The 23,861-nt window shown below is 40.9% G+C and carries 25 protein-coding genes; 16 read left to right on the forward strand and 9 right to left on the reverse strand.

What is annotated here, in order from left to right; genetic code table 11:
* Positions 1-7 precede the first annotated feature (7 nt).
* Complete coding sequence (locus AC2D3N_RS04475; RefSeq protein WP_484692903.1) at positions 8-904, reverse strand: prephenate/arogenate dehydrogenase; 897 nt, start codon at positions 902-904, stop codon at positions 8-10.
* A gap of 268 nt (positions 905-1,172) precedes the next feature.
* On the opposite strand from AC2D3N_RS04475, the gene AC2D3N_RS04480 reads away from it, so the two are divergent.
* The 3 genes from AC2D3N_RS04480 (at position 1,173) to AC2D3N_RS04490 (ending at position 6,277) form a co-directional block, all read left to right on the forward strand.
* The gene (locus tag AC2D3N_RS04480) at positions 1,173-2,723 is read left to right on the forward strand and encodes a pentapeptide repeat-containing protein (protein WP_079678663.1); all 1,551 of its coding nucleotides are present in this window, start codon (positions 1,173-1,175) and stop codon (positions 2,721-2,723) included.
* A gap of 206 nt (positions 2,724-2,929) precedes the next feature.
* Positions 2,930-4,489 carry a pentapeptide repeat-containing protein gene (locus AC2D3N_RS04485; RefSeq protein WP_079678665.1) on the forward strand — a complete coding sequence of 520 codons (1,560 nt, stop codon included), beginning with the start codon at positions 2,930-2,932 and terminating at the stop codon, positions 4,487-4,489.
* Positions 4,490-4,771: 282 nt separating this feature from the next.
* Complete coding sequence (locus AC2D3N_RS04490) at positions 4,772-6,277, forward strand: helicase C-terminal domain-containing protein (RefSeq protein ID WP_484692904.1); 1,506 nt, start codon at positions 4,772-4,774, stop codon at positions 6,275-6,277.
* 19 nt (positions 6,278-6,296) lie between these two features.
* Here the strand turns inward: AC2D3N_RS04490 and AC2D3N_RS04495 are convergent, their stop codons facing one another.
* From AC2D3N_RS04495 to AC2D3N_RS04505, 3 genes are all read right to left on the reverse strand, one after another.
* Complete coding sequence (locus tag AC2D3N_RS04495; protein ID WP_484692905.1) at positions 6,297-6,959, reverse strand: Uma2 family endonuclease; 663 nt, start codon at positions 6,957-6,959, stop codon at positions 6,297-6,299.
* Positions 6,960-7,237: 278 nt separating this feature from the next.
* Positions 7,238-7,840 (reverse strand): ATP-dependent Clp endopeptidase proteolytic subunit ClpP, encoded by a 603-nt coding sequence (clpP, locus tag AC2D3N_RS04500; RefSeq protein WP_079678670.1) that lies wholly within the window; start codon positions 7,838-7,840, stop codon positions 7,238-7,240.
* 50 nt (positions 7,841-7,890) lie between these two features.
* Positions 7,891-9,006 (reverse strand): acyltransferase family protein, encoded by a 1,116-nt coding sequence (locus AC2D3N_RS04505; RefSeq protein ID WP_484692906.1) that lies wholly within the window; start codon positions 9,004-9,006, stop codon positions 7,891-7,893.
* A 704-nt stretch (positions 9,007-9,710) separates the two neighbouring features.
* Between AC2D3N_RS04505 and AC2D3N_RS04510 the strand changes: the two genes are divergently transcribed.
* On the forward strand, positions 9,711-10,274 hold the full coding sequence (locus tag AC2D3N_RS04510; RefSeq protein ID WP_079678673.1) for a hypothetical protein: 564 nt from the start codon (positions 9,711-9,713) through the stop codon (positions 10,272-10,274).
* Here AC2D3N_RS04510 and AC2D3N_RS04515 read toward each other — a convergent pair.
* Positions 10,222-12,807: a carbamoyltransferase HypF gene (locus AC2D3N_RS04515; protein ID WP_484692907.1), complete on the reverse strand. Its 2,586-nt coding sequence runs from the start codon at positions 12,805-12,807 to the stop codon at positions 10,222-10,224. The genes AC2D3N_RS04510 and AC2D3N_RS04515 overlap by 53 nt on opposite strands.
* Positions 12,808-13,006: 199 nt before the next feature.
* On the opposite strand from AC2D3N_RS04515, the gene AC2D3N_RS04520 reads away from it, so the two are divergent.
* A complete protein-coding gene (locus AC2D3N_RS04520) occupies positions 13,007-14,281 on the forward strand; it encodes a pentapeptide repeat-containing protein (RefSeq protein ID WP_484692908.1) in 1,275 nt (424 codons plus the stop codon).
* Between the two features lie 11 nt (positions 14,282-14,292).
* On the opposite strand, the gene AC2D3N_RS04525 is transcribed toward AC2D3N_RS04520, so the two are convergent.
* Positions 14,293-14,610, reverse strand: a complete 318-nt coding sequence (locus tag AC2D3N_RS04525) for a DMT family transporter (protein ID WP_079678678.1) — start codon at positions 14,608-14,610, stop codon at positions 14,293-14,295.
* A 204-nt stretch (positions 14,611-14,814) separates the two neighbouring features.
* On the opposite strand from AC2D3N_RS04525, the gene AC2D3N_RS04530 reads away from it, so the two are divergent.
* A complete protein-coding gene (locus AC2D3N_RS04530) occupies positions 14,815-15,639 on the forward strand; it encodes a spherulation-specific family 4 protein (protein ID WP_079679560.1) in 825 nt (274 codons plus the stop codon).
* Between the two features lie 94 nt (positions 15,640-15,733).
* Here AC2D3N_RS04530 and AC2D3N_RS04535 read toward each other — a convergent pair whose 3' ends face one another.
* The gene (locus AC2D3N_RS04535; protein ID WP_484692909.1) at positions 15,734-16,525 is read right to left on the reverse strand and encodes an HAD family hydrolase; all 792 of its coding nucleotides are present in this window, start codon (positions 16,523-16,525) and stop codon (positions 15,734-15,736) included.
* A gap of 152 nt (positions 16,526-16,677) precedes the next feature.
* On the opposite strand from AC2D3N_RS04535, the gene AC2D3N_RS04540 reads away from it, so the two are divergent.
* From AC2D3N_RS04540 to accD, 4 genes are all read left to right on the forward strand, one after another.
* Positions 16,678-16,941, forward strand: coding sequence for a hypothetical protein (locus AC2D3N_RS04540; protein ID WP_079678682.1), 264 nt, complete (start codon positions 16,678-16,680; stop codon positions 16,939-16,941).
* A gap of 28 nt (positions 16,942-16,969) precedes the next feature.
* Positions 16,970-17,773: a prepilin peptidase gene (locus tag AC2D3N_RS04545; RefSeq protein ID WP_484692910.1), complete on the forward strand. Its 804-nt coding sequence runs from the start codon at positions 16,970-16,972 to the stop codon at positions 17,771-17,773.
* A gap of 6 nt (positions 17,774-17,779) precedes the next feature.
* Positions 17,780-18,001 carry a hypothetical protein gene (locus tag AC2D3N_RS04550; protein ID WP_079678686.1) on the forward strand — a complete coding sequence of 74 codons (222 nt, stop codon included), beginning with the start codon at positions 17,780-17,782 and terminating at the stop codon, positions 17,999-18,001.
* A 135-nt stretch (positions 18,002-18,136) separates the two neighbouring features.
* The gene (gene accD, locus AC2D3N_RS04555) at positions 18,137-19,099 is read left to right on the forward strand and encodes an acetyl-CoA carboxylase, carboxyltransferase subunit beta (protein WP_484692911.1); all 963 of its coding nucleotides are present in this window, start codon (positions 18,137-18,139) and stop codon (positions 19,097-19,099) included.
* A 157-nt stretch (positions 19,100-19,256) separates the two neighbouring features.
* Here the strand turns inward: accD and AC2D3N_RS04560 are convergent, their stop codons facing one another.
* Positions 19,257-20,492, reverse strand: a complete 1,236-nt coding sequence (locus tag AC2D3N_RS04560) for an RNA-guided endonuclease InsQ/TnpB family protein (protein ID WP_484692912.1) — start codon at positions 20,490-20,492, stop codon at positions 19,257-19,259.
* A 129-nt stretch (positions 20,493-20,621) separates the two neighbouring features.
* On the opposite strand from AC2D3N_RS04560, the gene AC2D3N_RS04565 reads away from it, so the two are divergent.
* Both AC2D3N_RS04565 and psbV read left to right on the forward strand, forming a co-directional pair.
* Positions 20,622-20,810, forward strand: a complete 189-nt coding sequence (locus AC2D3N_RS04565) for a translation initiation factor IF-2 (protein WP_079678689.1) — start codon at positions 20,622-20,624, stop codon at positions 20,808-20,810.
* Positions 20,811-21,018: 208 nt separating this feature from the next.
* Positions 21,019-21,510, forward strand: a complete 492-nt coding sequence (gene psbV, locus AC2D3N_RS04570) for a photosystem II cytochrome c-550 (RefSeq protein ID WP_484692913.1) — start codon at positions 21,019-21,021, stop codon at positions 21,508-21,510.
* A gap of 485 nt (positions 21,511-21,995) precedes the next feature.
* On the opposite strand, the gene petE is transcribed toward psbV, so the two are convergent.
* Positions 21,996-22,400 carry a plastocyanin gene (gene petE / locus AC2D3N_RS04575; RefSeq protein WP_255377615.1) on the reverse strand — a complete coding sequence of 135 codons (405 nt, stop codon included), beginning with the start codon at positions 22,398-22,400 and terminating at the stop codon, positions 21,996-21,998.
* A gap of 66 nt (positions 22,401-22,466) precedes the next feature.
* On the opposite strand from petE, the gene AC2D3N_RS04580 reads away from it, so the two are divergent.
* The 4 genes from AC2D3N_RS04580 to AC2D3N_RS04595 are packed head-to-tail and all read left to right on the forward strand — an operon-like array spanning position 22,467 to position 23,735.
* Positions 22,467-22,601, forward strand: coding sequence for a hypothetical protein (locus AC2D3N_RS04580; RefSeq protein WP_255377616.1), 135 nt, complete (start codon positions 22,467-22,469; stop codon positions 22,599-22,601).
* The gene (locus AC2D3N_RS04585) at positions 22,568-22,816 is read left to right on the forward strand and encodes a TIGR02450 family Trp-rich protein (RefSeq protein ID WP_079678695.1); all 249 of its coding nucleotides are present in this window, start codon (positions 22,568-22,570) and stop codon (positions 22,814-22,816) included. The genes AC2D3N_RS04580 and AC2D3N_RS04585 overlap by 34 nt, the downstream gene beginning before the upstream one ends.
* Positions 22,803-23,438 carry a hypothetical protein gene (locus AC2D3N_RS04590; RefSeq protein WP_484692914.1) on the forward strand — a complete coding sequence of 212 codons (636 nt, stop codon included), beginning with the start codon at positions 22,803-22,805 and terminating at the stop codon, positions 23,436-23,438. The genes AC2D3N_RS04585 and AC2D3N_RS04590 overlap by 14 nt, the downstream gene beginning before the upstream one ends.
* 48 nt (positions 23,439-23,486) lie before the next feature.
* Positions 23,487-23,735, forward strand: a complete 249-nt coding sequence (locus AC2D3N_RS04595; protein WP_484692915.1) for a hypothetical protein — start codon at positions 23,487-23,489, stop codon at positions 23,733-23,735.
* The last annotated feature ends 126 nt before the right edge of the window (positions 23,736-23,861 follow it).

Genomic DNA, 23,861 nt, shown 5'->3' on the forward strand with positions numbered 1-23,861 from the left:
CTACGGGTTAGAAGTGGAATTTTAGTCGATCGCAATGGTTTTGATTTAACTGTTTATCTAGGGTTTCCCAGTCCTCTTGTTCAATATAATTGGTGATTTGATCTAGGGTTTGTTTGTAGGATTTGAGCGATCGCAATAGGGCTTCTCGATTATATTTTGCCATCATTAATCCTAATTCTGGATTTCCCCCCCCGACCCGACTGGTATCCCTAAATCCCGAACTGGCAAAATAGTGAGCTAATAAATCAACATCGGGATTATCTTCTAATCTTAAAGCCGCAATTAAACTCCCACTAATAATTACAGGTAAATGGGAAATCCAAGCCACCGCTCGATCATGTTCTTCCGGTTGACAATGGTAGATTTTAGCTTGCAATAAATTCACAATAGATTCTACAATTCTAATTGATTCTGGGGGCGTGTTGCTAGTCGGTGTAATCACATAGGGTTTATTAATAAATAAATCATGTTGTGCCGCGTCAATTCCGGTTTCCGTATTCCCCGCCATCGGATGTCCCCCGACAAAATTCGGCCATAATTCCGAACAGCTTTCTACAATCGGTTTTTTCACAGAACCCACATCGGTTAAAATAGTATGGGGTTGTAAATAGGGAATTAGTTCTATAATAGTGGGAGCGATCGCAGCAATAGGCGTACAAATAAAAATAATATCAGCTTGACCCATCAAAGATAAATCCACACTAGCCTCATCCACAACCCCCCGGGCGACGGCAACCTCGCAAGTTTCCGGTTTCCGACTGATCCCCAAAATGCGATAGGATAGGGGTAGAGACACAGGAGAATCGGATAGGTAAATTTGGGTTTGGGTTTGTTGTCGATGGGTGAATAAATCTAAACCGAGTGATCCGCCAATTAAACCCAGTCCGATAATGCCAATATTCATCAATAAAGACTCCACTTAAATTATTAGGGAAAAGCGTTATTAAATCTATCACTTAAAGATCAATTTTACAATCATTTTATCAAGTTAATTTAAAGCTATTTAATGGGTTATTAAATAATTTAGCATTAAGTTGAATTGAAAAACGATTGTTTCAGGTTTAAACTAATATTATTAGAGCAATTTTACCCTTTTTATAGGTAGATAAATTTTACCATATTTTGCTATAATTTTCTATAATCAACCTCACTAATTTGGAGAGTTAGAAGGCATGGATGCCGATGAACTTCTGCTCAAATATCAATCAGGGACAAGGGACTTTACAGGTATTTTGCTTTGTGAAGCCAATCTCAGTCGAGCCAATCTCAGCCAAGCCAATCTCAGCCAAGCCATTTTGAGCATTACGAATCTCAGTGGTGCCAATCTTTCTGAAGTCAATTTCAGTCAAGCTAAACTCAATGTTGCCCGCTTGAGTGGTGCGAATTTAACTGGCGCTAGACTCGATGATGCGGTGCTCAATGTTGCCAATCTAATTCGCGCCGACCTCAGAGAAGCGTCTTTAATTAATGCTTCTTTAATTCGGGCTGAACTCATGCGTTGCGATTTGAGTAATGCTTTATTAATAGGGGCCAATCTCAGCGAAGCCGATTTGCGAGAAGCGACCCTGCGCCAAGCTAACCTAGAACAAGTCAATTTGAATGGGGCAAATTTAACCGATGCTATCTTAATTGGTTCTAATTTAGAACGAGCTAGTTTACATCGAGCTTGTGTTACCAAAGGAGATTTAAGAGGTGCTAATTTAAGCAATAGTGAATTGCGACAGGTAAATCTGTCTAAAGCTAATCTGAGTGGGGCTGATCTGCGCGGTGCAAATCTCCGTTGGGCCGATTTGAATGGCGCTAATTTAAGTGGGGCAAATTTAGAACAAGCTCGATTAAGTGGGGCGAGTTTGTGTGGAGCTAATTTAAGTGGGGCTAACCTAATGAATGCGGTTTTAATTCATGCGGATTTAACCCAAGCTAATTTAATTAATTCCGATTGTACTGGGGCGGATTTAACTGGTTCATCTTTAACCGGAGCTAAATTATATGGAGTATCTCGTTTTGACTTAAAAGCAGAAGAAATTACCTGTGATTGGATTGATTTAAGTCCCCTAGGAGACAGTAATCAGATTCAAACCTTTAGTCCTAAAGAAGCGAATAAATTTTTTAATGCTACCTTTCCGACGGTAGAAATTAGTGTTGATACCCGATTAGGATTTGAAGCCCATACAATTTTAGCTAAAATTTATCATTATCTGCAACAACAATCCTCCCTACTGAGTCAGCCGCCCACCTTGGAAGTTAATTCCCGACGCACAGTAATTTCATTCAAAATTGAATCCAATGAACAACTCTTTAATGTTGCTTATATTGCCATTTTACCCTTTAGGGATGCCGATGTTACCCAAAAAGCGATCGAAACCGCAATTAAACAGTTAACTCCTGACAATTGCGGTCATTTTCCAGTACAGTTATCTAATCGAATTGTACAATTAGGAGTGGAAATCGCTCAACAGATCCGTTTGTTGACCGATATTAAACTTCCCCAATCTTGGCAAGCAGAAATTGAAACCTCAACGCCTTTCTTTTTAAATCCCACAAGAACCATTCTCAGAAGTTCTAGCCATCAAAGTTTAATCCTCCATAGCCATGCTTATTTTGGCAGAAGTTTAGGCTGTTATTCTGAATCATCAGAAAGTTCAGAATCCCTGAACAATCCCTATTTAAACCCCAAACCCCTTGATACAGAAACTATCCTAAATTTTATTAAAGGATTTTAGGGCTTTTTGATCAAGGCTTAAGCCATAACTATAGCAATCCCAAATAGGTTGTAACATTTCAATACTGATATGAAACAGTCAGAAGTATTACCCCTGTTCCCAGATCCGGCGTTCCCTTTTGATCAGTAATTTTGAACACAACTCAAATAGGATTGCTATAGAGAATCAATAATTATTCATTTAATCAGGGTTAAAGGATCACCATTATGATTGAAAGTGAATTAGTAAAAGTCTACCAAATTGTTAAAAGATATCAGGAAGGGGAGCGGGATTTTAGTGGGATTAACTTGAATGAAAATAATTTAAGCCGGATTAAATTGAGTCAAGCCAATTTAAGTGGGGCTTCTTTCATGGTCGCTAATTTAACCTCTGCTAATTTAAGTGGCTGTAACTTAACCGGAGCTAATTTTAATGTTGCTCGACTAAGTAATGCCAATTTGAGTAACGCCATTTTAGATCGAGCCACCCTCAATGTTAGCAATTTAGTGCGAGCCGATTTAAGCGAAGCCTCTCTAATTGAAAGTCTACTGATTCGCGGGGAATTAATTCAAGCATTATTGAGTAAAGCGAAATTAATTCAAGCCAACTTAAATGGGGCGGATTTAAGGGAAGCCAAAGTTGAACAAACCGATTTTACCTATGCTAATTTAAGTGGGGCGAATTTACGCGCTATTTTTGGGGTAGGAGCTTGCTTTAGGAGAGCAGATTTAAGGGGAGCCAATTTAACTAAAGCGGATTTACCCAAAGCGGATTTTAACTATGCAGAAATGCGACAAGTAAACCTGACCCATGCTAATTTAAGTGGGGCGGATTTAGGGGGAGCCAATTTACGCTGGGCGGATTTGCGGGGCGCGAATTTAGGCGGGGCAAATTTGAGCGAAGCTAACTTGAGCGGGGCAAATTTGAGTGGTGCTAATTTAAGTAATACTAATTTAGTGAAAGCCAGTTTTGTTCATGCGGATTTAACCCAAGCTAATTTAATTCAATCGGACTGGGTGGGGGCGGATTTATCGGGAGCCACCTTAACCGGAGCTAAACTTTATGATGTGCATAGATTTAGTTTAAAAGCCGAAGATCTCAAATGTGAATGGATTGATTTAAGCCCCAATGGAGATCATAGTCATGTTGTACATTTTAATCCTGAAACCCTGAAAAAATTTTTTAATCAAAGTCTTCCCCTGGTGCAAATTTTTGTGGATGCTCCGTTGGATTTTGAATCTAATTTAATTTTAATGACCATCTATCATAAATTAGCTCAAGTCTATCCGGTGATGAATCGTCCACCGAGTATTGAGGTGGATTATCGACGCACAACTTTAACCTTTATTGTCGAACGGGAAGAACATTTATTTCCCCTAGCTTGTATGATTATTTTTCCCTTTGATGATTCTTCCCCTACACAAAAAAATATTATTAGTTTGATGAAAAAAATTAAAGAAGAAAATTTAGGAAAAAATCGAAAAATTCAAATTTTAACCGCCATGAATCAAGTCATTATTAAAGCCAATGACTTTAAACTATTAGTCAAAGAAAATCAAGGTGATTCTCGGTCTGTATTTTTTAAATCCGCCACTCAAACCCTATTAAAAAATAGCAGTCAACAAAGTTTAATGGTTCATAATAATGCTAATTTTGGCAAACGCTTTGCTGATCTCTCTAGTCGTCAAACCGATGCCGATTTAACCCTCAATTCCCGTCAATCTAATCTACCGGATTTTAAAGAGATGATTGATTTTATCGAAAGTTTTGATTATCTTAGTCATTAGGAATAGGCAATAGGCAATAGGCAATAGGCAATAGGCAATAGGCAATAGTTTGCTCCCCCTACTTCCCCTGCTCCCCCTGCTCCCCCTGCCTCCCCTGCCTCCCCTGCTCCCCCTACTTCCCCTGCCTCCCCTGCTCCCCCTGCTCCCCCTGCTCCCCCTGCTCCCCCTGCTCCCCCTGCCTCCCCTGCTCCCCCTGCTCCCCCTGCTCCCCCTGCCTCCCCTGCTCCCCCTGCTCCCCCTGCTCCCCCTGCTCCCTATTCCCCGCTATGTTTTTGAACGAATTTGATAGAAGTTGAAGTCCATAACTTACTGCGAAACCTGCTCAAGTCCCAAACCGAAGCCCTGTGGCCCCATCATCTGACCATGGCCCGCCTAGTGGCTCGGGCGTTACGTTTGGGACGGGATGCTTTAATTCAAACGGGGATTCCCCCCAGCCACTATCATCATTCCTATCGGTTGAGTTATTGGATACCATTATTAGTCTGGCACCAACCTGTAATGGTGGTGGCGCCCGATGGGATTTTGGACGAACTCCAAAGACTGAATTTACAACCCTGGATTAATCCTGACCTAATTGTCAATAAACCCATTCTCCGAGGGGATTTCTGGCCCAATGATAGCTTTTCGGGGGTCTTATTAACAACCCCTTCAGCCTGGTTATCCAGTCGCTTCCGGGAGGATCACCGCTTTCCTCAGCAAATTCTGACGGTGATTGATGGGGTTGATGATTTGGAAACCTGGACACGCCAAACCCTAACGGTTAGTTTACATCCCCAGGACTGGAATGATTTGATGCAGCAGCAACCCCACCAGGGGGAAACCATTCGAGACACCCGCATACACCTGACTCGGATTTTGTTCCAACATCCCCCCAATCCCTATCAATGTTATGTTTTAGACAGTCCAGAACAGGAAATAATTGAGCAACTGTATGGGGTTATCGATCCCCAGTTATCTGAATGGCAGAGTTTTTGGCAACGTTGGCAACGGCCTGAACAGTTAAAATGGGCCGTGGTGGATCGAACATTGGGAACCTTTTCCCTGTTTTGTGGGCCGGTGGATGTGGCATCGGAGTTAAGTCCCCTTTGGCCCCAACAGCCCGTGGTTTTGATTGGAGGAGCTTTAGATTTAGATAAACAGGCTCCGATTTATCGCCAAGCGGTGGGACTCGGAGAAATTACGGGGGTAAAATTTACCCATGATCGACAAAGCCAACTGATCCAACTTTATATCCCATCGGGTTTTCCTTTACCCAATACTCCCCAGTATCAAATAGCTTTGACTAAAGAGCTTCACACTATTTTATATATGAGTTTGTCAGTCCAAGGATTCAGTGTTTTATTAGTGGAAGATGTTCCGTTAAAAGCCCAAGTAAGTACGGCGATGGCGGCGGAATTTGGTTCTCGGGTGCGGGTAGAAACCACGGATTTACCGGAAAATGCAGTTTTAGTTACAGGTTGGGAGTTTTGGCGAGAACATCAGGGCCGTTTACCTTCACCTCATTTATTAGCGATCGCCACCTTACCTATTCCTTCTTTAGAAGATCCTTTAGTGGCTGGACAGGTCGCCTACTATAAACAACAACATCGAGATTGGTTCCGGTTTTATTTATTACCAAAAGCATTAAGTGAACTCCAACGAGCCGTTGCCACGGTGCGGGATAGTCAGGGGGTTGTCGCCCTATTTGATAGTCGGGTCTTACATCGCAGTTACGGAGAACAGGTCTTAACCGCCTTGAGTCCCTCCGCCCGCATTAATTATTTAGATACGTTGTGGTTAGTCCAGTAGCTACACCCCTTGTCCTGATTCAAAGATTTGGATCAACTCCTAAGCTTTTCAACCGTTCTTCTAAGGCTTTTAATCGAGCTTCTGCTAGTTCCGCCCGTTGCCTTTCCTGTTGTAATTTTTGCCCTAATTCTACAAACGTTAAAAACCGTTCTCCCGTGGGGGTAAAAATTTGTAATTCTTCCGCCATCTCAAAACGAACTCCTAGACGGGGACTGACCCAACCTTGAATTTCTTCAATAATTGTTAATTGTCCATCAATGATTTGCCATCCGGCAAAATCTACGTTTTCAGGATCATAGAGATAATATTCCTCCACGCCATACCGTTGATAAAATTGTAGTTTAGCCGCCATTTCTTTAATTGTATTTCCGGGGGAAAGAATCTCAAATACCACTTGGGGTGGGATATTATCTTCTTGCCATTGTTGATAGGAACCCCGATAACCCTTGGGACGACCAAAAACCACCATCACATCCGGGGCGCGACGAATTGTATTATTTCCTTCCATGGGATACCAGAGCAAATCCCCCGCTACAAACACATTAGAATTGTCAGCAAATAACAGGTCTAAATTTTCTTTGATGGTAACGATCCATTGAAACTGCCGGGTATTATCAGCCATGGGTTGACCGTCACTATCCGAATAAATAATCGGGGTTTGGAATAGTTGTTGTTGGATCATAATAGGATTTTTCCCTGGAATTAATCAGTTTTGGGAATCCGTTATTTGAAAAAATTCTCACCATTGAAAGTGCCTCCCAGATCATCGGTGTCAACTTAAGTCTAAAAGCCTTGAAATCAATTTCAGGCTCAAAGCTAAAACCCGTTAAAACGGGTTGATGAAGAATGATTTTAGTCATCTTCAGATGACGATCGCTTTTAGCCCGAAATTTATTTCAGGGCTAACGTGGGTTAAGTTGACACCGATGCTCCCAGATGGGAGGACAACTTTAAAATTAATTAACTCACAACTGGATTAGAAACCGAGGGACGACGGTTAATTACTTGGTCAATTAAACCGTAGTGCATGGATTCTTCCGCCGACATGAAGAAATCCCGTTCGGTGTCATCCTCAATCCGTGATAGGGGTTGACCGGTGTGGTCAGCTAAATGTTGATTCAGGCGTTTTTTCAGATATAAAATTTCCCTGGCCTGAATCTCAATATCCGTCGCCTGTCCCTGAGCTCCCCCTAACGGTTGGTGAATCATAATCCGCGAATGGGGAAGACTCATCCGTTTACCCTTAGCCCCCGCACTCAACAGAAACGCCCCCATACTGGCGGCTAAACCCAGACAAATGGTAGAAACATCGGGGCGGATGTGGTTCATGGTGTCAAAAATCCCTAAACCCGCCGACACCGAACCTCCTGGGGAGTTGATGTAAAGGTAGATATCTTTTTCTGGGTCTTCAGCATCAAGGAACAGCATCTGGGCCACAATTAAGTTGGCTAAATCGGCGGTTACCTGTTGTCCGAGAAAGATAATGCGATCGCGTAATAGCCGAGAATAGATATCAAAGGCTCTTTCGCCACGACCCGATTGTTCAATAACGGTTGGGATCATAACACTCTGCTGCTAATGGTCATTCTCTGTCATTGTAGCGATTTCGGGTTTCAAACTTTCACAAACCATTCCTGGCGATACATCACATAGGATACCAGCCACCAAAATAACAGGGTGGTGATCGCAAAGGCTAGAGATCCATTCATCGCGCCGAACCCCGACTGGAATAGGGTTTCATACAACCAAGTTTTAGCGCTGGGGGCTTGGGGAGAATTGCCAATTTTAATTAAATTCAGAATTCTTGCCACAAAACCAGAAGCCACAAATATGGTTAGGGCGTTTAATCCCATAACTTTAAAGGGAAATCCCCATTTTGTCCAGCATCGGACTTCGATGGTTTCATAACAGAAAGCTAACAAAAGTAATGACCAACCAGCGGTAACAATTACAAAGGAACTTGTCCACAGGGACTTATTCAGGGGAAACAATTCCGCCCATAAATAACCAATCACAAAACAACTAATTCCAAATACGACTAAACTGGCACTGGTATCGGTTCTAATCGGTTGTTTTCTAATCCAATTTCCGGTTAAATATCCACCTAAAACCGAAACAACGGCGGGGAAGGTACTAAAAAGTCCTTCGGGATCATAAAATCCCCCTTTCCACAAATGGGATTGACCTAAAATTAGGCGATCCATATAGGCGGCAAAATTTCCTTCCGGGCTGAGGTTTCCGATTCCATAACCCGGAACAAAAACAAATTGCATTAGGAGATAATAGCCTAATAAAATACCGCCAGCTAGTAGCCATAATCCTTTTCTGGAGAGGTTAAAAATGGCGATCGCTGCTAAAAAATAAGCTATCCCAATCCTTTGTAAAACCCCCATAATTCTAATTTCGGCGAGGTTATAACTGGGGAAGCCATTCAGGAGTAATCCTAATAAAAATAATATCCCAGACCGCCGAGCAATTTGTAGATAAATCGATTTAGGAACAATGGTTTCCGGTGCTCGATATTCTTCGGTATATTTAGACAAAGAAAAAGCCATGGCTACCCCGACAATAAATAGAAAAAACGGAAATACCAAATCCGTCGGAGTACAACCATTCCATTGAGCATGATCCAGCCAAGGATAGACATAATCCCAGCTACCCGGATTATTGACTAATATCATACTGGCGATCGCAATTCCCCGAAATACATCCAAAGCCTGTAGCCGCATAAGTGCATCCTCAACCTTGGAATTTATTATTTCATGAAATCAATAAAAATTCGGGTCAATTATCCCTCTATCCTAAATATCAACTTTTACAAAGTATCAACTAGGGCGAAAAAAGGACTAACCCGATAGGCTATGATTAAAAATAGTAGTAGTCTATTGAGGAAAATAAAAGATGCACCTGATGGCAAAATTCCCAAATCGATCAACTCCAGTGATGGCTTTCGTGTAAACCCCTGATGGGTTAGTTGGACAAACATGGACACTACGGACAAGTCACGTCTGAGTTATTGATCAATCGAGATATGCGAGTCTATGTTAATTATGGCAGGCAGATTTTAAAGATTTCAAGAGGTCTTTTGCAATCACCCACTTTTCCTGAATATAACTGAATTGATAGCAAATTCAAGAACAGTTTCAAGTTTTAGGTTAAGCTGCCTTTAGATTGATCTTTGCTGCGTGTTAACTCAAATTCTCTCTCAAATAAACCGGGTGCTGGCTGCGATCGATTCCCATTCGACTTGACACCCTCACCCCATTGAGTTTGAATATCATCAAGTCCATACCGTTTGTCTACAACCCCATCCGTGAGTCTGAGGATGCTTGTAGCCCGTGATTCACGGAAAATGGTGCTTACACATCAAAAATCATCTAGGACGATCTGAGTCGAGTTGAAATTTTATCTCTTGTAATGGGCTGGTAGACAAATGGAAACGGAAACCAAAAGGCAACGGGCAGCAACTAATACGATCGTTCGACGACAGGCAACACCGAAAGAACGAGAGTTAATTCATCTGTTAGCAAATTTAGGCTGTTCTCAAGCGAAATATGGGTTGAGACACGCCACAAGCAAACAGTTAATTAGTCCTGAAGAACGGTTACGATTAGCAGAATGGCATTACCTTCGTTTACAACAAATTCGTCGAGTTGAACGCAGTTTAGACCCGGTTGCGACCCTCAAACGAGTCTATTTCAAAAGTAAGTTAAGTCCCCGCAATTTAGAGTCTTTAAAACTATTGTGGGTTGAAGATGAAAAAACCCGGGTTAAACGAGTAGACCCGGAACTCGATGATCTGCTTTGTGAGGCTTTGGATAAAGGAGACACCCTCAAGCAAATTTTTCGGATTATTGAGGTGAAGGAAAGACAATTTGCGCGCACTCCTGAACCGGGAAAAATTCCCCTCTGGGTGAAGGAATGGGAAGATTCCAGTTATGAAATCAACTACTTTCCCCCGTCTTTCCCTGACTGGGCGCAAATCGTTGATGATTAATTAAAAATGCAGTTTGTCCTAAAGCCAGTCCTCCATCATTAGGAGGATTTTTTTGTGACCAATATACTCTAAAGTTTTCTTGAGCAAGTCGAGAGATTGTCCGTTCAATTAAATATTTATTCTGAAAACATCCCCCACTTAAGGTTATGGTTTTTTCGCCTAATTTCTGACTCATTTCTATTATTGCTTCCACTAAACTATTATGAAATTTAGCCGAAATTAAATTAATCGGTTTTTCGTTAATTTTATCCTCTAATATACCTTTAATAATCAGTTCCCAATTAAGGTAATACCTACAATTATAACTCCTATTATCCATATTCTCCCCCTTTTCTAAGGGGGGTTGGGGGGGATCAAAATTCCTTCTATTCTCCCCCTTTTCCAAAGGGGGTTGGGAAGAATCAAACCATTCAAACGGATAATATTCATCGGTTTCTAAATCATCAATAGCAAATTCTAAAGCCATAGCCGCTTCTCCTTCAAAACTAACCTTTTGACAGATTCCTAATAAACCCGCCACTCCATCAAATAACCGTCCCACACTAGACGTTAAAGGAGTATTTAAGTTACGGTTTAACATCGTTTGGATAATTTTTAATTCTTGAGGTTTAAAAGATGCCATCAATTCTAAATTTATCCCAGAATTAAATAGATCATTTCCCCACAATTCATAGAGTAATCCTAAAGCAATTCGTCGAGGTTCAGATACCGCTTTATCTCCCCCTGGAAGGGGAAAAGGGCGAAAAGAAGCAATACGTTGAATTTGGGTTTCTGTGACTTGAAAAAACTCTCCACCCCAAATAGTGCCATCGAGTCCATATCCGGTTCCATCCCAAGCAATTCCTAGTAGGGGAGGGTGTAAATTATGTTCAGCAATAACCGCAAAAACATGGGCGACATGATGTTGAACTCGGACTATCGGATATTGATTCTGTTGGGATAGTTTTTCTGCAAATTGGGTGGAATAATAGTCGGGATGGGCGTCACAAACAATTATATTCGGTTGAAAATCATAGATATTACTCAGACTATTAATCACTTCCTGAAATGTGGCTAAAGCCAGGGGGTTTTCTAAGTCCCCAATATGTTGACTTAAGAAGGCTTTTTGATTAAATGCGATTGCAATTGTACTCTTTAAATGACCACCCAATGCTAAAATTTTTATTGGCTTTTCTATTGACAAATCCGAAGATTGTGGTAAACTAAAGTTAGTTTGATAGAATGGGGATCTGTTTGCGCCTACAGGGTCAGGGAGAGAAATCGGTAACGGCGCGTAACCCCTAGCCCGACGCAATACCATTTCTTGATCTGCAATTATTCTCACAATTGAATCATCAATAGGTCTAAGAATGGGGCGGTTATGAACTAAGAAAAAATCCGCGATGGTATTCAGACGAGTCACCACTTCCGCTTCATCAATACAAATCGGTTCACTCGCAAAATTTCCACTGGTTGTGACGATAGGAAAGTTCAAGTTTGCTAATAATAAATGATGGATAGGGGTATAGGGTAACATCACCCCTAAATAGGGATTTTCTGGGGAAATTACCCCCCCTAACCCCCCCTTGGTAATGGGGGGAAATGTTTGAGGGTTTTCTTGTCCCCCCATTAGTAAGGGGGGATGGGGGGGGTCATACTTTCGTAATAAAACAATGGGAGCAGCAGGAGAAGATAATAACTTTTCTTCCAATTTTGAAACGTAACAATCCTGTTTGACCTGTTCTAAATTAGGATACATTACCGCCAAAGGTTTGGCGGGGCGGCGTTTGCGTTGACGTAAATTTTGTACGGCGGTTTCATTTCTAGCATCAACGATTAAATGAAATCCTCCTAACCCTTTTAACGCTAAAATTTTTCCAGAACGAATAATATTTGTCGCCTGTTTTAGAGCTTGATTTAAACTAGCAATAACATTACCGTTTTTATCCCATAATTCTAATTGTGGCCCACAAACAGGACAAGCATTAGGTTGGGCGTGAAATCGACGATTTAAAGGATAATTATATTCATTTTGACAATCGGAACACATTGTAAATGTTGCCATGGTGGTCTGATTTCGATCATAGGGTAAATCCCGAATAATCGAATAACGCGGCCCACAGTTGGTACAGTTAGTAAAAGGGTATTGATAACGGCGATTTTTAGGATCAAAAATATCCTGTAAACAGTCAGAACAGGTTGATAAATCGGGTAAAACAATAGCGGTTTTTTGAGGATGGGTTGTGGATTCAGAAACCTGTATTTCAAATTCAGAATAACCCACCGGGGTTAACCAAACCGCATCTAAGGTTTCAATTTCAGATTGAGGAGGTTTTTCCTTTAAAATCCGGTATTGAAATTGTTCTAAATTCTGACGGAAACCTTCAACTTCAATTAAGACGCCCCGAACCGAATTATTCACCCATCCCGTCAAGTTTAACTCCGTTGCGAGGCGATAAATAAACGGACGAAATCCAACGCCTTGGACTATTCCTTGAATGATTAGTTGGAGGCGATGTTGTTGGGAATTAAGATTAGACTCACATTGTGACATAGACTCAGAATCAGAACTATTCTATTATAGCTATATTGGCAAGAGATTGCACAAACTATATTAATTTAGGATAAAATTATGAAAAAAATTATCTCGGTTTGGAGATTTAACCCCCTCCTCATCGGTAGAAAATTGTGGTATGAAAGGTACAACATAATTGTCATCTACTAGACCCGCCAGGGTAGAATGATTAGAAAAAATGCTAGAACCGAACCAAAAAGAACACTTTGATTCTCCCAACCCCTTGTCCAGTTTAGAATCACCGGATTTAGGTACAAAATCAGACCCTTTAACCCGATTACCGAGGAAAACGATTGCTAATATCATTTTGCCAGTTGTAGCGATTTTGAGTACATTAATAGCGATTTGGATTTGGGTAGAAAATAGTCGCCTGAGTCAACGTTTACAAACAGAACAATCTCGTTTAAGCTCATCATCATCAAAAAATCAACCTCAAAATCCCCAAGAAACTCTGCTAAAAACAAAGAAATGCCCTGATTGTAATTTGAGTAGAGCTAATTTGAAAAAGGCTAATTTAAGAGAAGCCTATTTGTGGAAAGCTAACTTAGAAAATGCCGATTTGAATGATGCAAATTTAGAGTTAGCTGATTTACGCGGTGCGACCTTAGCCGGGGCAGATTTAAGAAATAGTCAACTGGCAAGTGCTAATTTAGGATATGCTAATTTAACCGGAGCGAACCTAAATAATGCTGATTTACAACGGGTTAATTTATGGCAAGCTAACTTAAAAAATGCCCAACTCAATAATACTGTATTTATACAGGCTGATTTACGTCAAGCCAATTTAGAATCGGCTAATTTAGAATCGGCTAATTTCTTGACTGCTAATTTAACCGGAGCGAATCTGAAACAAGCAAAATTAGGAAATGCTAATCTGAATGGGGCCAATTTAGAAAATGCTAATTTAGCAGAAGCTAATTTACAAAATGCAATTTTAACCGAAGCTAATTTAACCGAAGCTAATTTGGGAAATGCTATTTTAAATGGGGCTAATTTAACAAATGCTAACCTATCAGAAGCAGTGTTATGGTTAGCAAAACTAGAAAAAGCTAATTTAGAAAAAGCTAATTTAGGAAAAGCTAAGTTAGGCTATGCTAAACTGAATCAAGCTAACTTGAATCAAGCTCAATTAATTGATGCCGTATTAGAAGGAGCCAGTTTAGAAGATACGGATTTGCAAAAGGCAAATTTAAAAGGTGCAAAATTGGAACGGGCTAATTTATTAGGAGCTTATTTAGAACGGGCTAATTTACAGGAAGCCAACTTAGCCGGGGCAGATTTACGAGGAGCAAATTTAAGTAAAGCCAACCTAAAAAATGCCTATTTACAAGGGGCAAATTTACGCGGTGCTAATTTAAAAGGGGCAGATTTAGAGGGAACAAATCTACGCGATGCACAGTTTAAAGGGGCAACAATGCCCAATGGAAAGATGTATGTTGACGAGGAAAAATAATATGAATTAAATTAGGAAGAAGTTGCTTTTAAACCAATTAAAGAAACTACTAATAAACCCACAAAAAATAACCGTCCTAAACTAACGGGATCTTTAAAAAAAATAATTCCAACAATTATCGTTCCTAATGCTCCAATTCCTGTCCAAACAGCGTAAGCAGTGCCGATAGGAATGGTTTCCATAGCTTTGCTTAAGAACCAAAAACTTAACGCCCCAAAGCCAATAAACGCCAAAATTGCAGGGAGTTTTGTTAGTCCTTCTGAGAGTTTCAGAAAACTGGAAAATCCCAATTCAAATAATCCGGCTAAAATTAAATAAATCCAACCCATTTTTTTAAAACTAAACGAAGTAGGGCTATCTATGTTCATCCCCTTAACATAGTTAAAATTATATCGTACATCAGGCAATCTTAGAATAGGTAATGCTAAAATCTGCGGAATATGGAGTTGAAAATTTCGCCCAACTTGTTCTATAATTATGAAAGCGTGGTTAGAGAGCGTCGAAAAACAGTTTCCCCAAATATTTTCCCCAAAATGCCTAATTTCAACGCCAAAATTGGTACCTTGACTGTGATATTTTTGTTGTCATCTTTATTAACAGTCTGTTCAGCAAAACAACCCGAACATTCCACTCAAATGCAAGTGCTAATCCCCTTATATTCCTATCCCACTTGGTATAATTCCCAGACTTATTTTTGGCCAGAAGTTGTCAAAGCAGCCGAAAAAGTACCCATTACAGCAGTAATTAATCCGAATAATGGCCCCGGTGGAAGTCCGCCCAATCAGGACTATACCAAAGGTCTAAAGGATCTGCGTCAAGATAATATTACGATCCTAGGATATGTTGCGACTAACTATGGTAAGCGTGATATTCAGCAAGTCAAAAACGATATTGATGTCTATAGTAAATACTACGATCTTCAGGGTATTTTCTTCGATGAAGCTGCGAGTGGAGCGGATAAATTAGACTACTATCAAGAGATATATAACTATACTAAAGCTAAACCCAATTTAGATACCGTGGTACTGAATCAAGGAACTCATCCAGACGAAGGTTATCTAAGTAAACCCGCCGCAGATATTGCTATAATTTTTGAGAATTATTCTAAAGAATGGCCGAACTATCAACCTTCTCCCTATGTCAGTAATTATGATCCTAAACGTTTTTCGGGCTTAATTCATACCGTACCCGATGCAGCCACGATGAAAAGCCATATTGACAAAGCAGTGGAAAGGAATATCCAATATATTTATATCACAGATGATAGCCCCGATAGTCCAGACAAAGACCCCTGGAATAGCCTACCCTCTTATTGGCAAGAAGAAGTCAATTATATTCAATCCTTAAATCAAAGGTAAAAAAGGAACAGGGAACAGGGAATGCCTTATCTGGGGTAATACTTCTGGCTATTTCATGTCTGTATTAAAATGTTACAACCTATTTAGGATTGCTCTATTCAAAAGTCAACCAGGCTGAAAATTCCTGGCTAAATTTAGACAAAGATAATAAATGAATAGTTGAAGATTCCGAAGCTAAATCCCGTTCTTTTTGGATATTATAACCCCAATTTGCTAAAAATAATTGAACGTTGTTTAAATCCGGTTTTTGTGTCACCGATAATAAGGTTTGTAAGCGATCTTCAATAAACCAAATATGCGGAGTCGGTTCAATACTTGCTAATAATTCCCGTATAATTTCATATTTAGGGCGTTTATAGCCTTTGCCAAAAATTTGGTTTTCAGGAATAGTAATTCCTTGTTCTTGGAGAAGCGATCGCACAAATCTTTCCTCTTTTGTAGTAATAATATAAACAGGAAAACCATCTTTAATTAAAGGTTTAATCCGTTCAATCACACCCGGATAAAACCGATGTAATCCCAACCAACCAGATAAATCCGTATTAATCCATTCATCCCGAACCCTATCTAAATGGGGGCCAATTATTTCCGCTTTTAATTGTTCTTCCGTAATAATATTGTGAGCAATTTGTGACCAATTCTGTAAAATTTCAGTTTCCGAAATTCCCAAAACCAAAGCCCGAATTAAAACAGGCATTTCCCAACCAATTTCAATCACCGGACGGGTTCGATAGAATAAAGGAGCTAATTCTTCCGGTGAAACCCCGGTCGGAATCGACCAAAGTTGACAATAGGTTCGCCAGGCGGTTTGAAAATATTCCAGCAGTCCGTCACAAAGAACCCCATCAAAATCTAGTGCCAGTAAAGTCGGTTGATCGTTTATCATAAAACTTTAATTTAAAATTGACAATTTGGGAATTAACCTGTAAGGGCAGGTTCGGTGAGATTTTTGTTAATCACCTAAACCTTAATGAACCCGCCCCTACAAATAAATTAACACCGTTTTTTTCCTCTAAAATTTGTAATTGAGGGTCTACCATGGTACAAGCCTTACAACTCCAAACCGAATTTCTGGCTAACCCTCAAACCCTCTCCCCTCAGCTTAATGCCGACTTAATTAGGGTGGCTAAACAGATCTATCATGCCTATGTAGAAGTCCACGCCCAACGAATGCGGCGGCCATCGGGGGTAGCCATCAATCCTAGCAATCATCGTAGTTGCTTATTATTTTCCGGTCAACCGATTTTGCTCCCCGGGGAATATTTTATCCCCTTTGAACAGATTGAAGCCGATTTGTTTTAACCACCCAAGTCAGAAATCGAGATCAAACATGAATCTTCTACTGAGTTTACCTGCCTATTTAATTGTGTTTGCCCTGGGAGCATCGATAGGCAGTTTTCTCAACGTCGTGATTTATCGAATTCCGGCGGGTTTATCCATACTGCATCCCCCCTCTCGCTGTCCCCACTGTTTAACCCGGTTGAGCCCCTCAGAAAATATTCCCGTTTTCGGTTGGCTATGGTTACGGGGACGTTGTAAACATTGCCATGCACCGATTTCGAGCCGCTATCCGATTGTAGAAGCGACTACGGGACTTTTATTTTTAGTCATATTTTTGAGCTTTTCCACCCTTCCCCAGATCTTTGGGTATTGGGTATTATTCAGTTGGTTAATTGCCCTATCCCTGATTGACTTAGATACCTATACCCTGCCGAATGTTCTCACCCAGTCGGGGTTAGTCCTGGGTTTGGGATTTCAACTCAGCCAGTCCCCATCCCCCAGTTACGGGTTAATCACGGGGATCATTGGGGCGGTTCTGGGTTTATGGTTATTTGACATCATATCCTTTGTGGCAACCCTGGTCATAGGACAAACGGCCATGGGAGCCGGAGATAGTAAACTAGCAGCGATGATGGGGGCTTGGCTAGGGTGGAAATATTTACTCGTAGCCGGATTTATAGCCTGCTTATTCGGGGCTGTGGTGGGAGGAGGAGCGATCGCATTCGGTTTGATCAGTCGCCGTCAACCCATCCCCTTCGGCCCCTTTCTCGCCCTGGGTGCGACTATTACGGCCCTCTGGGGGCCTCAAATCCTCTCCACCTATCTGGGTCTATTTTTTCCCCTTGTCAATTGAAATACCATGTCTTGGATCACCATTCAAACAACGGCTCTGCGATGGGAAGCCGAATTAATGCAGCAAGTCCTAGAAGCCCAGGATATTCCCACCCGGGTGATTGGCTTAGGGGTATGTTCTTCCCTGGGGATGGGCAGCCCGGTAGGGCTACAAGTCCCCCTAGCCCATCGATGGGAGGCATTACTCCTATTAAGTCCCATCGATGAAGAATTAGAATCCGTAGATTAAACGTTAAGACTTGCTATCTATCGTTCTATCATGGTATAGATTTTGAATTTAATCCTGGGGCGAACGGAAATCCCCCAATTTCCCAAGGCCTCGCAGTCTTAAAATTAGAAACAGCAAAAGTCAAAACAATTTTTAATGTCCCTATTTGATTGGTTCGCAAATCGGCGCAAATTATTACCGAGCAATCCTGAACCCCAGGAACGGGAAATTGCTGATGGGCTATGGGTTAAGTGCGAAAAGTGCAATGCTTTAACTTATGCCAAAGACCTACAAGCCAATAATAAGGTTTGTTTAGAATGCGGTCATCATTTCATGGTCAATAGCGACGAGCGAATTGGGCAATTGATTGATCCGAATACCTGGATGGCCTTAGATGCCGAAATGTATGCGGTTGATCCCCTAAAATTCCGCGATCGCAAATCCTACAGTGACCGACTGCGAGAAACCCGGGAAAAAACCGGATTATCCGATGCGGTACAAACTGGAATTGGGTTACTCGAAGGTGAACCCGTAGCCCTGGGAGTCATGGACTTCCGGTTTATGGGCGGCAGTATGGGTTCAGTGGTTGGGGAAAAACTCACCCGACTGATTGAACATGGCACTAATGAAAACTACCCTGTGGTGATTATTTGTGCCTCTGGAGGCGCGAGGATGCAGGAGGGAATGTTAAGTCTGATGCAGATGGCGAAAATCTCCGCCGCCTTGCACCGCCACCGCAAATCCCGACTGCTGTATATTCCCGTCCTCACCCATCCCACCACCGGCGGGGTGACCGCTAGTTTTGCCATGTTAGGGGATATGATTTTAGCCGAGCCGAAAGCAACTATTGGTTTTGCCGGAAGACGGGTGATTGAACAAACCCTAAGAGAGAAGTTACCCGATGACTTCCAAACCTCAGAATACCTATTGAATTATGGGTTTGTGGATGCCATTGTTCCCCGTACCCAACTGAAAAAAACCTTGGGCCAATTGATCCGTCTCCATCGTCTTCCCCAAACCTCCGGGCCCTTATCCCATACGGCTGAAGTTATCCCCCTAACTTCGGGTCATACACCCGTAGATTTATCTCAGGGTGTCTCACCCTCTAAGTCTGTCTAGCGGCAACTGTTGATCGGTGTTCCGTGGCGATCGCGATCAAATTGTTGGTTTTCATAAGATACCAAAGGTTCCTTTGACATCCACCCCGCCGTAAAACAGGCGGGGATTCCATCTATTTCAACAAATCAACCCTTCGACCGTTCGACTGGCTCACGGCTCAGGAGACAACTGCTGAAATTCTGGACGGGTTGACGCTTCGCCGAGATGTGCTTTCTTTGCAGAAAGTCTTACCTTCTCTCCACGTCCGTTTAGAGTCTCCGTGCATCCCTCCGGCGACTAAAATATTAATTGCAGCGTTAATATCTCGATCATGAAAAGTGCCGCAATTCAAACAAATCCACTCTCTAACATTTAGCTCTTTTTTGCCACCTTTAAAACCACAACAAGAGCAAGTTTGAGAAGTAGGAATCAATCTATCAATCACTCGAAAATCCCGCCCGTACATGACTGATTTAGCTTCTAACATAGTTCTAAAACTACGCCAACCTAAATCGCTAATAGCACGGGATAGTTTTCGGTTCTTAATCATCCCTGACACATTCAAATCTTCTAAGACTATTGTTTGATTTTCACGAATAATCTTAGTTGACAGTTTATGTAAAAAATCATTCCTGGTATCAGAAATTTTAGCATGAAGTTTAGCTAGTTTCTTTCTAGCAACTTCCCTCCTTTTACTGCTACTTCGACTCCGCTCAGTACAGGCCTTCTGTTTCCTTGACAAATTACGCTGTAATCTCCTTAAACGCTTTAACTGTTTTTTTAAAGGTTTAGGTGATTTAACTTTTTTACCGTTACTTAGTGTAGCAAAATCAGTGATTCCTAAATCAATTCCTACGGAATTTTGATTTTCAGGTAATTGTTGAGGATTAAACTCAACTACAAAGCTAACAAAGTATCGATCAGCACTATCTTTAATTAGGGTAGAACTAGAAGGGGCTGCGGGTAATTCTCTACTCCAAATCACTTTGATATCACCTATTTTAGCTAGGTGAATGTAATCAGAATTAGGATAGAGTTTAAAACCGTTATCCATAAATCTAGCTGATTGCTTAGATTTACGTTTCTTGAATTTAGGAGGTTTAACTTTTTTACCTTTTCTTTGCCCTTTACAGGATTTAAAAAAATTTGAATAAGCCTGCTCTAAATCTCTTAAAGACTGCTGCAAGGGAATAGAGGAAACTTCTGTTAACCATTGCTTTTCCTCGGTTTTCTTGAGTTCTGTAAGTCTTTTAGAAAGTTCATTACTAGAAGGTTTTTTGTTTCCGTTTTGATACTCTTGTTGGCAATATGCTAAGGCATCGTTAAAAACCACCCGACAGCAACCGAACAATTGGGATATCAGGCCCTTTTGTTGGTCAGTTGGGTAGATTCTGTACCGATACCTGACTTTCATTGTTTTTGTTGCTCACGATCACTTCTTTAGTATACTCTAAAATAGAATAAAAAGCCGTCGTAGAAAGACGGGGTTTTAAACCCATTTTTCTGATAATTTTTGATCAAGACCTATTGTTTAAACAGACTTATGGGTTTTGCCGACCTGTCCATCACAGAAATAGCAGAGGACTACAATCTCCCCGTTGAGGCTGTACTCCAACTGTGTGACCAATTGGGAATTGACTATCAACATTCTCAAACCCGTTTAGCCCTGGAGGATGCCAAGGCTTTGATGTCTAAAATCACAGCCCAACGTCAGTCCCCAGAGTCCCAATAGTTCAATCACCGGTTAACCCTCTGTGAAATTATATTTCGGAAACGGTGAAAAGTGGTAAATAACAATAGACGATTGACAAATGCCGATCAGCTAATCACTGGGTTCAGGGACATTCAATACCTGAACCAAAACTAAACTAACTTCTGTTCGCGGATCAAGCCAAGACTGGATTTAGCTTTTAATCACTAACTTAGTCATAAGGAGAACTATGCTAAAAAGATACTTTTGGCTGGCAATAGCCACTGTATTTTTCACCTTTCAACTGTTTGTCACTAATGCCAATGCGGTAGACTTGACCCAAGAACTTCGGACTTTGCCCCTAAATGACCAGGGCGAAACCGTTGTTCTAAGTGAAAAACAACTGAAGAAGGGCAAAAACCTATTTAATAAGGCCTGCGCTTCCTGTCACGCTTTAGGGATGACCAAAACCAATCCTGATATTAACCTCAGTCCTGCAACCTTAGCCGGGGCATCCCCTTCCCGCGATAATATTGTCGCCCTGATCGACTTTATCAAAAATCCCACGACCTATGATGGGCTGGAAGAAATTTCTGAAACCCACCCCAGTACCAAGAGTTCAGATATTTTCGTTGTCATGCGAAATCTGACGGAAGATGATTTATATAATCTGGCTGGATATCTATTATTAGAACCCAAAGTTCGTCCTGAACAATGGGGTGGTGGTAAATACCTGCGCTAACATCGGTTAATCGTTGACAGTTTTAGACTTTAGGTTTTAGGTTAGGGATGATTTTAAGGTTTTAGCTATCTCTATAACAGGTGGCGCAACTCAAGCAAAATTATCTTAAATTTAAAATCTAAAGTCTAAAGTTTTAAGGGACTATAACTATAGAAATCCCGTGCACCGCCTGTAGGAAAAAAACTTGAAGTTTTTTGTTTTCCTCCCCATTCCGGTGCTATATATAAAAAAAACTGTAGGGGCGGGTTCACCTAAATTTTAGCCAATAACAATTAACCGAAATAAACCCGCCCAACCCCACAGTTAAATTTTGGTAAAATTGGGCGGGTTTATAGATGTTTTGGTTAGGTGCATTGAGATTTAGGCGAACCCGCGCCCCTACAAAAATATAAAGACATTTGGGCAGTCTCTTGTTAGTTTAATTACTAACAAAAAACCACCCAAAATTAATGATTAATTCAAGAATTAAAGTAACTGGACTCTAATTATTTTTTCAGAACAATTTCACCGGTCATACCCGCGCCACGGTGGGGTTCACAGTAGTAGGAATAGACACCAGCAGGCATATCATCGGTGAAGGCAACTTCAAAGGACTCACCCGGTTTTTGAAGTAATGCTTTATGGGAAAGTTTCACCGCCACATCTGCATCGGGAGATTTGGATTTATCAAAAACTGCATTATGGGGAGGGAGTTTGTTATTGACAAATTTAACAACATCACCCGGTTTGACTTCTACTTTGCTCGGATCAAATTTTAACATCCCCGAATCAGCACCCATTTTAACAGTAAAGGTTTCTGCGGAGGCTTGACCCACACCAAAAACAAAGGTGCTAATCATTAAAAAGGCCACAGACAAAACTAGGGCGACCCGCTTGGACACTGAAACCATCTGATTCATAACTTGCCTCTAAAAAATATAACTTTCTAAGCGTTAAGGAACATCCTACCATAAACTATGACAACCTGTCGTATTGAAAAACAACCTTGGCAAGTGGGCAAAAAATCTGTCACAATCTTTAACAATTACTGTTATCGTCCCGTGCCCCAATCTCAACAATGGCAAAAAAGCAAAAATTCCCCTATCTATTAGGGTCTAAATGGACAGCAAATCAAAAAACCTGGGGTTGGAGGCATTTCCAAGTCGCAAACCGCAAAAATCAAGGCAAATGGGTATTTGCCGAAATGGTGGCATCCTGTGACCCCAAGGTGAGATTTTGGTTAAATGCCCAACAACTTCAAGACCGGGCTTTATGGCAACCCGGATGGCAGTCTACCCAGGAATTAGAAGACCTTGAATCACTTTAAATCCACCCCTTCCCCCCAACTTCAGGCGACCCTTGAGCTTTTGCAACAAGCGACCCAAAACCTGCAAGACCTGTTACAAAACCCGGTTTCTCAAGACCATCACCATGAGGTGATTAACCAGATTGAAAGTCAATTAAATCAGGCCTTAATTAGCTTAAAAACAACGGACAATCCCCCGAATTTAGATCATATTCCTCCCGAGATTTTAAAACAAATAGAAAGTTTAGAAATTCCCTGGGAAAGTCTGGATATTCAGAGGGCTTTGTCTAACCATCATTTGAGTCAAATTATCGGAATTATCACCGAAATTAATAATAAATCGGAACAAATTAGAAACAGAAAAGACTATTTTCTAGCCCGTCTTCCCCAAATTCCTATCGAAAAATTAGGCCCTAGGGTTCCTGTTGTGACGGCGGCGGATTTTTTACCCGATTATCAACCTTTACCCCCCGAGGAACGAGAAGAATTGAAAGTTAAATATAATATTAACAAATTAATTCAAAAACGCCAACAATCTCGTTCTTCTTTATTTGAAAGAATTAAACAAGCTGAAAAAATGATTGCGCCTCAAGTACAACCTTTAGAAAACAATCCAGATTTTGAAGATGATTTGCCTTTTTAAGAATTCAGGTTATAATAGAGTTATATCCTGATTTATAAAAGAGTGAAGATGTCTAAATCCGACGCTAAAAATCCCTCCAATTCCGCTCAGTCTGGAGATGGTTTAGAAATTGTTAGTATTAGTATCGATGAACTGCAAGCAAAAACTTCTAATTCCGAAAGTTTATCTCAGGATAAACTCGATCAAGTTGCGGAAAATATTAATGCCAATTTGGAAAATAATCAAGATTCAAATTGGCAAGTTAAAAATAGTTGGGATGAAACGAGAATCCAGGTTAATTTAGATTTAAAAAACTAATAAACTTCTCAAAAACCCCGTGATTGCTTCGTTTCACCCGCAATGAAAGACTTACAAATTTTACCGCCTAAATCTAAATTTGGTATTAAATTATGGTAGTTACCATAACACTTAGAATTACTGAAT

The sequence above is a fragment of the Planktothrix sp. PLAVEN19ND genome, from assembly GCF_057220675.1.